The organism is Streptomyces sp. NPDC057137 (assembly GCF_042670825.1).
GTDB lineage: Bacteria > Actinomycetota > Actinomycetes > Streptomycetales > Streptomycetaceae > Streptomyces.
Genome location: NZ_JBHUUW010000001.1, coordinates 553,555 through 563,673 on the forward strand (window position 1 = coordinate 553,555; position 10,119 = coordinate 563,673).

Below are 10,119 nucleotides of genomic sequence, written 5' to 3' on the forward strand. Positions count from 1 at the left end.
CCGCTTGACGTTTCAGGCGGGACTGGATTACCAGATCGGCGGATTCCGTGAAGGCGGCCTTCGTCTGAACCGCTGGTTGGGATAGGCGAAGAGCATCGCTGCGCAAGGACCCGGCCGCACGATCGACCACGCGTCTGCCGCCTACCGAGGCGACGGGAAGACCGCCGGCGGCTCCTGCGGGTCTTCCATCTCTCCGCCCAGATCGCAGCGCGCTGCTGCCCCATCTCCAAGAAGCTCTACGACCGCGAACGCGGCGAGGGCAAGGGACACAAGCAGGCCGTCCTCGCCCTCGCCAGGCGCCGCCTCAACGTTCTGCGGGCCCTCGTACGGGACGAGGCGATTCCGCAGCGCCCTGACCTGACCTCTACGAGCGACGGCGCGCGAAGAGGATCGCTCCGGGGACGCTGTCCTCGGGGTCAAGCAGCATCTCGGCCTCGACCGTGAACCCGGACCCGCGCAGCCAGGCGCTCACCTGGGCGGGTCGGCGCCGGTGGACATGGACCCTCATCGGGTGGCCGCCGTAGCCCTGCGTCTTCAGCCGCGATTCGTTGCCCACGTGAAAGCCGATCAGCAGTGGTGCGTCGGGGCGCAGTGCCCGCCTGAGGCCGTCGAGGACCGTGGGGACCTCGTCGTCGGGGACATGAATCAACGACCAGAAGGCGAGCGCACCGGCGATCGACTCGTCAGCGAGGTCGAGATCCGTCATCGAGCCCACCTCGAAACGGAGTTCAGGGTGATCGCTTCGAGCCACGCCGACCATCCCCGGGGAGACGTCGATGCCGAAGGCGTCGACGCCCAGGCTGTGCAGGTGGGCGGTGATGTGTCCCGGCCCGCATCCCACGTCCGCCACCGGCCCGCCACCAGCCTCAGCGACGGCGTCGGCGAACAGGCCCAGCGCCGCCCGGAGGTACGGCAACCCGCCCAGGGCCTCGCGCAGTTGGTCCGCGTAGCTGACTGCGACCGTGTCGTACGAGGTGCGGGTGTCCGCCAACCAGCTGTCCGGCTTCATGCTCCGGCACAGTAGTCCAGCCATCTGACAGCGGGACCGCGGTCTCGCCTCCGCGCCAGGCTTGTGCTGGACTGCGCAACATCATCCGTGAGCGACGACGAGGGGGCCACGATGTCTCTTGAGGGCGAGTACGAGCCGAGTCCGGTGCAGTGGGTGCGCGAACAGGTCGAACAGTACGAGAGTTCGGGCGGCACGCAGGGGGCGACGCTCTGGGACACGGGCCTGCCCGTCGTCATTGTCACGACGCGCGGCGCGAAAAGCGGCAAGATCCGCAAGATCCCGCTGATGCGTGTGGAGCACGCGGGGCGGTACGCAGCCGTGGCCTCGAACGGTGGCTTCCCGCGTCACCCGGTCTGGTACTTCAACGTCAAGTCCGACCCGCACGTTTTACTCCAGGACGGGGCCGTACGCCATGACATGACGGCCCGTCAGATCACCGGGGCCGAGAAGGCCGAGTGGTGGGAGCGGGCGGTCGCCGCGTTTCCGCCGTACGCCGAGTACCAGGAGAAAACTGACCGTGTGATCCCCGTCTTCGTGCTGGAACCCGTGGATGCGGCAGGGCCGGCGGACGCCCCAGCGCCTTCGACGAGTAACTGAACCCCCCGGCCTCACTCGTTCGGCCGGGCAAGGCGCCACGCGGCTGGGGACAGGAGTCCGTGCCAAACATGGACAGTCTCACTTGGCCTTGTCCCCGGAATGCGAACTGAACAAGGTCTCGTGAGTCGGGTGCATCGGGGCGTTCTACGGGATGCGTTCGCGGAAGTGTCGCGCTTCCGGCCGGAGTTGTACGCGTGTCCGACCGCGCGGGGCGACGCGTTGTTCGAGTTGTGCGACGCACAGTTGCGCACGGACGGCCCGGCGCGGACGTTGGTCGACCCGGCTGCGTCGCGCCCTCGTCGGGATGCCGCTGCCGAGGTCTGCGGACGGCCGCCTGGTGCCGGCTGTGGACGTAACACCGTGGCTTCGGCACGATGCCAACACCTTTGCTGACCGGGCCTTTTGCCACACATTCGGCCAGTGAAAGCGAGCATCGGATGGTCCCGGGCCGGCCGCACTCGATGCCGGCCGGACCGCCCGTCGGGATCGTCGGTCGACCACGACGGGCCGCTGCCCGTCATTGGCCGCCGTCACCGTGAACGAGCGGGTCTTCTCGCCCTTCCCGACCTCTCTCCGCCGGTGATGGCGGTCTGCCCCAGCAGGTCGTCCGCCGTGTCCGGGTCGTACTCCCACCGTTGCAGGTCCGCGTCCGTCGGCAGCGGGTGGAGCGAACCGGAGTGCCGAAGCCGGCAGTCGCGTGCCGTCGTAACCCGTTACGTCGCCGAAGCGAGAGCGACGGCCGGCAGATCGGCCATGAGGTACGGGGTGGTGACCCGGCCCAGTCCCAGTCCCAGGCCCACGTTCAGTGGATCGGCGGCGGTCTCGCCGACCGTCGTGCACAGCACTTTGACCACCCAGAAGTACGAGCGGGTCGGCGCGCGGTATGGACGGGATCCTACGGTCGGCGGCTCCGGCGCCGGGCACGGACGTACTCGAAGACGATCGGCAGCAGCGACACCACGACGATTGCGATCAGGATGAGTTCGATGTTCGCCTTGACGAAGTCGATCTGGCCGAGGAAGTAGCCCAGCACGGTGACGCCGATTCCCCAGAGCGTTCCGCCGATGACGTTGAAGGTGACGAACGTGCGGTAGTGCATGGCGCTGACTCCGGCGATGACCGGTGTGAAGGTGCGCACGATGGGAACGAAGCGGGCCAGGACGATCGAGCGAGGGCCGTACTTCTCGAAGAAGGCGTTGGCCTTCTCGACGTTCTCCTGTTTGAACAGACGGGAATCAGGGCGCCGGAAGAGGGCGGGCCCCGCTTTGCGGCCGATGAGGTAGCCGGTCTGGTCCCCCAGGACGGCGGCCAGAACGATGAGCAGGCAGACCAGCCAGAGGGGTTGGCTGAGGTACTTGTGCCCGGCGACGAGGAGTCCGGTGGTGAACAGCAGGGAGTCACCGGGCAGGAAGAAGCCGATGAGAAGGCCGGACTCCGCGAAGACGATGACGAGGATGCCGATCAGGCCGAACGTGGAGATCAGGTGGTCGGGGTCGAGCCACTGCGGGCCGAGGGCCAGGGTCATGGTCGGGCTCCGGGTATCGGGTCAGGCGCTGAGGGTGCCGGTCGCCAGGAGTGCGAACAGGAGTACCCCGATGGCGATTCGGTAGACGACGAAGACGTTGAAGCTGTGCCGGGCGATGAACTTCAACAGCCAGGCGATGGAGGCGTACGCGACCACGAACGAGACCAGGGTGCCCACGATCAGCGGAGCGGTGGCCGCTCCGGCTCCGACGGCGTCCTTGAGCTCGTACACACCCGCGCCGGTCAGGGCGGGAATGCCGAGGAAGAAGGACAGCCGGGTAGCGGCGACGCGGTCCAGGTCGAGGATGAGCCCGGTGGACATGGTGGCGCCGGACCGTGAGAAGCCGGGGAAGAGGAGGGCCAGGATCTGGGAGGAGCCCACGAGCATGGCGTCCTTGAGGGTGGTGTCGTCCTCGCCGCGTGTGTGTCGGCCCATCCGGTCGGCGGCCCACATCAGGCCGCTGCCGACGATGAGCGAACCGGCCACGACCCACAGCGAGCCCAGCGGGCCGTCGATCAGGGGCTTGGCGGCCAGCCCGACGATGACGACGGGGATGGTGGCGTAGATGACCCACCAGGCGAACTTGTAGTCGTGGTTACGACGCTGGTCGCGCTGGCGCAGCCCGCGTCCCCAGGCGCCCGTGATGCGGGCGATGTCCTTGAAGAAGTAGAGGAGGACGGCGGCGATGGCGCCGACCTGGATCACGGCGGTGAACGCGACGACGGACGGGTCGTCCACGGGGATGTCCATCAGCCCTTCGGTGATCTTGAGGTGGCCGGTGGAGGAGACGGGCAGGAACTCCGTCACTCCCTCCACCACGCCGAGGATCACGGCCTGTCCGACACTGATGGCGCTCACGGGCGCTGCCTTTCCTCAGAGGACACGTAAACGGCGCGAGTAGCTGGTCGGCGACGCCACAGGAGAACGAGGAGTGCGGCCGATGCCGCCCAGAACGCGGCGAGCAGCCAGCCCGCCGCGACATCGGTCGGCCAGTGCACGCCGAGGTAGACGCGGCTCAGGCCCACGGCGACGGCCCAGAGCACCGGGAGCCCGAGCAGGAGCGGACGCCCCCGGCCACGGACCCGGCGATGCACGGCCAGGGTGAGCAGGACGGCGACCACCATGGACGTCGTCGTGTGCCCGGACGGCATCGCCCAGCCACTGGCCTCCGTGGCCCAGTCCTCGGCCGACGGGCGGGGCCGTGCCAGCGCCCTGGCCAAGGTGATGCGCACCAGTTGCGCCGAGGCAAGAGCGATCAGCCCCGCGAGGGCACCGCGCCAGGCCGAAGTGCGTCGGGCGAGGGCTCCGGCCAGCGCCGCGAGAGCGTAGGCGGGGACTCCGCTGCCGGTCGTGGTGACGGCGACGGCCACCTGCCGCGCCCACTCCGGACGGTGGCCCAGAACCCACCGGTGCAGGTCGGCGTCCAAGGCGAACGGCCCCGGGTGCGCCGAAACGGCGGCGACCAGGGCTCCGAGCAGAACGGCGCTGCCCATCCAGACGATCGCCGCCGACCACCACGGCGAGCCCGCACTTCGAGGGCTGTGGTCAGGCGAGGAGTACATCAGGCATCCTGTGAGCAGAGGCCGCCGCAGGCAGACACATGGCGGCGGAGACCGGACGGGAACGGTAGCTTCTATTCGCGAATAGAAGCTACTGGAGACTGTAGACCACGAAGGCAGGAGGCGGGCGTTGGGCGCTCAGGAACAGGCACCGGGAGCGGGCGGCGGACGCCGGGCCAACGGTGCGCTGGAGGCCGAGATCCTCGCTCTGCTGCACTCCGCGGGTGGTGCTCTGACACCTGGCGACGTGGCCGAACGCCTGACCACGCCGCTCGCGCACACCACCGTCTCCACCACGCTCGCCCGCCTGCACAGCCGTGGTGTCCTGCACCGCACACCACAGGGCCGCGGCTACGCCTACACGCCCGTCACCGACGAGTCGGGACTGACCGCCAAGCACATGCACCAGGTCATGGAAGGCGGCAGCGACCGCGCCTCGGTCCTGACCCGTTTCGTCGATGAACTGTCCGACACGGACGAAGAGTTGCTGCGCCGCCTGCTGGGCAGCGACGAGTAGCGGGGACGCGTACCGATGCGTCTGGCCGTCTACCTGCCGTTGCTGCTTCCCGTACTGGCCGGTGTGAGTGCGGGCCCGCTGGCCCGCCGCCTGGAACCGCGGCTGGCGACCTGGCTGCTGACCGTCGCCGGACTGGTCCTCGCCGCGTCCAGCACCGTTGTTCTGGGTCTGCTCGCCCTGGCAGGACTGGTGCGCATCCCGCTGATCTCCGGACTTGAGGGGTACTCGCCGGAGGTGATCGCCCGCGAGGATCCAGCAGCCTGGCCGGCGGCCGCCGCGGGAGCGATTCTGCTCCTTCTCGCGGCGACGACCACCATCCGCTTCACCGCACGCCGTGCCGGAGCACTGTGGTCAGCGGCACTGGACGCGGCCTGTCTCCCTGGGCCGGACGCCGTCGTCGTCACCGACGACCGGCACGCCGACGCCTACACGGTGCCCGGCCTTCCTGGCCGCATCGTCATCTCGAACGGCATGCTCGACGCCCTCGACTCCGTCGGCCACGACATCATCCTGGCCCACGAGAAAGCGCACCTGGACCACCACCACTACGCGTTCGTCACGCTCGCGCAGTTGACGGCCGCCGCCAACCCGCTGCTACGGCCGTTGGCCACGGCGGTCGAGTTCACCGTCGAGCGCTGGGCCGACGAGGAAGCCGCCCACACCACCGGCGACCGGCGCGCCGTCGCCGAAACCGTGGCCAGAGCCGCCGTGGCCACGAAGCGCACCCGCGCCCGAAACCTGCCTGGCGCCGCACTGGGTGTCCTCGGCCGGCGCCCAGGGCAAGGTGTCGTCCCCCGGCGGGTCGCCGCCTTGCTCAAACCCGCCCCGCGCAGCCCGGCCCACCTCCTCCTGACCGCAGGCGTACTCGTTGCGGTGAGCAGCGTGTGCGCGCTGGAAGCCGCTCACGATCTGCACGAGTTCCTGGAACTCGCTCACGCCCGATGACCACGGTGGAGCAGTCCGTGCTTACCCCGGCCGGCTGCGCCGCCTCCTCTCAGCGCAGTCCAGGCACACGCCGGTAGGCGCCATTCGAACGAAAGGCTGCGGGTGCGCCGGCGGCAAGGCAGGCATATTTTCTGAGCTGATCATGCGTTTTGAGCCGGGGGTGCCTTCGAGGGCCATGGCCTGGAAGGCGAATGTGACCGTGCCGACCTGGGGGTGCTGGAAGGTCTTGGTGGTGTACTTGCGGCCGGTGACCTCGTAGCGCTCCCACAACCCGGCGAAGTCGGGTCTTTTCAGGAGTAGTTCGCCGACGAGCTGGGTGAGGTCGGGGGCGGTGCCGGCCAGGGCGCGCAGAGCGCGCGGCGCGGCGCCCGCGACCAGCAATGGCCGGGGGCCTCGCCGAGGTCCGTCCTGCCCATCGGCAGCACCTACTGGCCGGTGCGGAGGCGCCGCCGCAGCAGGATCCGTCCGGCCTTGTCGACGGCGCTGAACGCCGCGATGCCTACCCACTGCCGACTCGACCGAGATGTTCTGCCCGGAAGTGGTCCGGGGCCCGGTGAACCGAACTCCGGGGCCGGGCGGTGGTCGGCCGGCGTGAGGGCGATGAGCACCAGGCGTACGGGCGGCCGCTCGGGGTCGAAGAAGTTGGTGAACCAGGCCGTGGAGGTCCAGGCCCACCAGGCCGCGAGAAGCAGGACCATTGTCTGCGCGGCGCCGGTGATGACCGCTACGGAAGCGTTGACGCGCTGTACGTCGCCGAGCAACCGGTGATGGGTGCCCCTGCGGGGAGGGCCGGTGAGGACCTGAGCGGCGCCGGCAGCCTGGTTCGCTCGGCCTCGGTCAGCGGAGCAGGGGATGGTCTCACCGTTGATGTATTCGACCTGGGCGGAGCCATGCTGGGTTCGCCGAATCCTGCCTGGATGGAGCCGATGAGGACGCAGGCGGACGAGCGCGTCGACCGGGCCGAGGCCGGTGGCGACGGCGAATGCCTTCCGGCTGGCCGCGATGGCGCGGCCCATGCCGCCCGAGGCTGCGAGTACGACAACTGCGGGGCGCAGGGATTTCCCCTGCTGGTGGGGGGCCCACCCCGGCGGGCGGGCCGGATGCGGGTCTGCACTCGTTCCGGGCCACCCGGGAGCCGGTGGCGGGGTGGCTGGGGCGGGGTGTCCTTCGGCGCTTCGGCCATGGGCCGTCGCCAGGGCTTGAGATTGAAAAGATTATCGGTAAAAGCGGTCCCATTTCTTGGAATGGAATCACCTGGCTATTATCGGGCACCTCAATTCCGTGAAGGGCCGAAAGGTGTGCATGCCCGGTGCGTGACCGATGGATCACATCGACGCTCCAGATGTACGAGGGGGACCCGCGCCCCGCTCATGCCTATGTCGGCGCGGACGGGGAGACGGTCACTCTGTCCCGCGCCCAACTGCTCACCTCTGTAAGAGAGTCAGCCGGTCGACTCCTCGCCACGGGGTTGCGTACCGGGGACCGGGTCGCCCTGGTCGCCGCCGATCCCGGTCCTTTCGTGCGCGCGTTCCTCGGCGCCGTATGGGCCGGTCTGGTGCCGGTGCCGGTCCCTCCGCCGCCTCCGCTCGGGCGCCGGGACGTCTGGTGTGAGGCGCTCGGTGAAGCCCTGAGGATCGCCGAGCCGCACGCCCTCGTCGCGCCGGAAACAACCCTCCCACTGCTGTCCGGCATTCGTACGCACCCTCTTTCATCCAAGGAGCCGAATTCGTCCGCGCGTACGCATCTTTCCGCGTACCCGAATTCGCATGCGTACGCGTACTCGTACTCGTACTCGTACGAATTCCTGGACACCGTCGACGCGGTCGGCCCGCAGGAACCCGTCCCTTTCCGCGCCGACCGGACCGTCTACCTCCAGTTCAGCAGCGGCAGCACCGGTCGTCCCCGCGCGGTGGCCGCGACCGCCGGTGCGGTGACCGCCAACGCGCACGCCATCATGCGGCACGGTCTGGCCGTCGACCCCGACCGTGATCACGCGGTGAGCTGGCTGCCGCTCCACCACGACATGGGCCTGGTCGGATTCGTACTCGCCCCGCTGGTGGCGGGACTGCCCGTGACCCTGCTGCCCGCCCGGACGTTCGTCCGTGACCCCGGGGTGTGGATGCGCACGATGTCCCAGGTGAGGGGCACCATCACCTTCGCCCCGAACTTCGCCTTCGGACTCGCCGCTCGACGGGTACGGGCCGAGGACGTCGCCGGACTCGATCTGTCATCGGTACGCGTACTCGGCTGCGGAGGAGAGCCCGTCAACACCCGTACGCTCCACGGGTTCACCGAGGCGTACGCCGGCGCCGGACTCGATCCGGCCGCGCTGCTCCCGTGCTTCGGGCTGGCCGAGTCGACACTCGCGGTGACCTTCGGCGCGCGGGGACGCGGCGCACGGGCCGATGCCGTCTCGCCCGCCGCCCTGCGGGACACGGACCGGGCGGTTCCGGCCGGCGGCGGAGAGGAACCGCTGGAGGTGGTGAACTGCGGACGGCCGTTCCCCGGGCACGAGGTCACCGTGGTCGACGGCCGGGGTGCGATCCGCCCCGATCGCTCGATCGGGGAGATCTGGGTTCGCGGTCCCTCGGTCGCCGCCGGGTACATCGGTGACGACGCCGACGCCGAGACCTTCCGGGAGGACGGCTGGCTGCGCACCGGGGACCGCGGTTATCTCGCCGACGGTGAACTGCGCGTCACCGGGCGCCTGAAGGACGTACTCGTCGTCAACGGCCGCAACACCGACCCGACTCGGCTCGAATGGCTGGTGGAGGCGTTGCCCGGGGTCCGCGCCGGAGGCGTGGTGGCCTTCACCCGGCCCGCGTCCCCGTCGTCACTCTTCGCACCCTCGTCGCACACCGAAGAGGTCGTCGTGGTCGTGGAGTGTCGCGCCGACGCGGCACCCGCCCTGGACGGGTCGGTCCGGCGCGTCGTGGCGGAACACCTGGCGCTGGACGTCCGCGATGTCGTCACGGTCGGACCCGGGACGATCCCGAGGACCACATCGGGGAAACCACGGCGCCAGGAGACACGCCGCAGATATCTCTCCGCACAGCTCGCCGCGCACCTCCCCGCACCACCGACCGTCCCGCACCCTCGCACGGAGGCACATGATGTCCACAGCGGCTGAGATCGAGATCAGCTACGGAGTGAGCCCTGACTTCTTCCGACTGTGGCTCGGCGACGCGTTGCACTACACCTGCGCGGTGTTCGACGACACCGACGACCTGGATGAGGCGCAGCGCGCCAAGCTGGCCCTGATCCATGAGTACGCCGGGATCCGGCCGGACACCAGGGTGCTGGACATCGGGTGCGGCTGGGGCGGCAACCTGGCGTATCTGGCGACCGAACGTCAGGTGAAGGACGCGCACGGCATCACCCTGTCCCGCGCCCAGCACGCCGAGATCGAGCGGCTGAACCTGCCCGGTGTGACCGTCCACTGTGTGGACTACCGCGACTACGAGCCGGTGGAGAGATTCGACGCGCTGACGTCGATCTGCATGATCGAGCATGCGTGCCGACCGGAACAGGTGCGCACCGGCGAGGCGTTGGGCATCCTCCGGGGCTTCTTCCGAAGGGCCTGGGAGTGGACGGTCCCGGGCGCTTCCTTCGGCCTCCAACACGTCCTGTACGACCGCGTTCCGCGCGAGTCGGCGGACATCCGTGAGATGGGCTGGCTCACCGACCGCATCTTCCCCGGCGGCGCCGCCCCACGCATGGAGGACATCGTGCACGCGGTCGGCCCGTACTGGGAGATCGTCCGTCTCCGCACCCGGCGTACGGACTACACGCGCACCCTCGGCCACTGGCGCGAACGCCTCCGGCGGAACGAGAAGCTGATCCGCGCCACCTGGGGCGACGAGTTGTTCGCCGACTACGACCGCTATCTCACCTTCTGTATGCGGGCCTTCGAGCAGCGGTACCACTCCCTGGCTCAGTGGTCGTTGCGGCGTATCGACTGAGTGAT

General features: G+C 69.4%; 11 protein-coding genes and 2 pseudogenes. 6 read left to right on the top strand and 7 right to left on the bottom strand.

What is annotated here, in order from left to right; genetic code table 11:
• Positions 1–364 precede the first annotated feature (364 nt).
• A complete protein-coding gene (locus ACFT9I_RS02465) occupies positions 365–1,009 on the bottom strand; it encodes a class I SAM-dependent DNA methyltransferase (protein ID WP_382559540.1) in 645 nt (214 codons plus the stop codon).
• 111 nt (positions 1,010–1,120) lie between these two features.
• Between ACFT9I_RS02465 and ACFT9I_RS02470 the strand changes: the two genes are divergently transcribed.
• A complete protein-coding gene (locus ACFT9I_RS02470) occupies positions 1,121–1,606 on the top strand; it encodes a nitroreductase family deazaflavin-dependent oxidoreductase (protein WP_382559629.1) in 486 nt (161 codons plus the stop codon).
• A gap of 99 nt (positions 1,607–1,705) precedes the next feature.
• Positions 1,706–2,027: pseudogene (locus ACFT9I_RS02475) on the top strand (transposase); the annotation flags it as partial.
• A 292-nt stretch (positions 2,028–2,319) separates the two neighbouring features.
• On the opposite strand, the gene ACFT9I_RS02480 reads toward ACFT9I_RS02475, so the two are convergent.
• The 4 genes from ACFT9I_RS02480 to ACFT9I_RS02495 are packed head-to-tail and all read right to left on the bottom strand — an operon-like array spanning position 2,320 to position 4,693.
• Positions 2,320–2,460: a hypothetical protein gene (locus ACFT9I_RS02480; protein WP_382559542.1), complete on the bottom strand. Its 141-nt coding sequence runs from the start codon at positions 2,458–2,460 to the stop codon at positions 2,320–2,322.
• Positions 2,461–2,501: 41 nt separating this feature from the next.
• Positions 2,502–3,131, bottom strand: a complete 630-nt coding sequence (locus tag ACFT9I_RS02485) for a DedA family protein (protein WP_382559544.1) — start codon at positions 3,129–3,131, stop codon at positions 2,502–2,504.
• A 21-nt stretch (positions 3,132–3,152) separates the two neighbouring features.
• A complete protein-coding gene (locus tag ACFT9I_RS02490) occupies positions 3,153–3,989 on the bottom strand; it encodes an undecaprenyl-diphosphate phosphatase (RefSeq protein WP_382559546.1) in 837 nt (278 codons plus the stop codon).
• Positions 3,986–4,693, bottom strand: a complete 708-nt coding sequence (locus ACFT9I_RS02495; RefSeq protein WP_382559548.1) for a phosphatase PAP2 family protein — start codon at positions 4,691–4,693, stop codon at positions 3,986–3,988. The genes ACFT9I_RS02490 and ACFT9I_RS02495 overlap by 4 nt, the downstream gene beginning before the upstream one ends.
• Positions 4,694–4,820: 127 nt before the next feature.
• On the opposite strand from ACFT9I_RS02495, the gene ACFT9I_RS02500 reads away from it, so the two are divergent.
• Complete coding sequence (locus ACFT9I_RS02500; RefSeq protein ID WP_382559549.1) at positions 4,821–5,207, top strand: BlaI/MecI/CopY family transcriptional regulator; 387 nt, start codon at positions 4,821–4,823, stop codon at positions 5,205–5,207.
• A gap of 15 nt (positions 5,208–5,222) precedes the next feature.
• A complete protein-coding gene (locus tag ACFT9I_RS02505) occupies positions 5,223–6,152 on the top strand; it encodes a M56 family metallopeptidase (protein ID WP_382559551.1) in 930 nt (309 codons plus the stop codon).
• A gap of 147 nt (positions 6,153–6,299) precedes the next feature.
• Here the strand turns inward: ACFT9I_RS02505 and ACFT9I_RS02510 are convergent.
• Positions 6,300–6,503, bottom strand: a pseudogene (locus tag ACFT9I_RS02510) (transcriptional regulator); the annotation flags it as partial.
• A 74-nt stretch (positions 6,504–6,577) separates the two neighbouring features.
• On the bottom strand, positions 6,578–6,913 hold the full coding sequence (locus ACFT9I_RS02515; protein WP_382559553.1) for a low temperature requirement protein A: 336 nt from the start codon (positions 6,911–6,913) through the stop codon (positions 6,578–6,580).
• Positions 6,914–7,461: 548 nt separating this feature from the next.
• Between ACFT9I_RS02515 and ACFT9I_RS02520 the strand changes: the two genes are divergently transcribed.
• Positions 7,462–9,282, top strand: coding sequence for an AMP-binding protein (locus ACFT9I_RS02520; RefSeq protein ID WP_382559555.1), 1,821 nt, complete (start codon positions 7,462–7,464; stop codon positions 9,280–9,282).
• Positions 9,266–10,114 (top strand): SAM-dependent methyltransferase, encoded by an 849-nt coding sequence (locus tag ACFT9I_RS02525; protein WP_382559557.1) that lies wholly within the window; start codon positions 9,266–9,268, stop codon positions 10,112–10,114. Before ACFT9I_RS02520 ends, ACFT9I_RS02525 begins: the two co-directional genes overlap by 17 nt.
• Positions 10,115–10,119 lie beyond the last annotated feature (5 nt).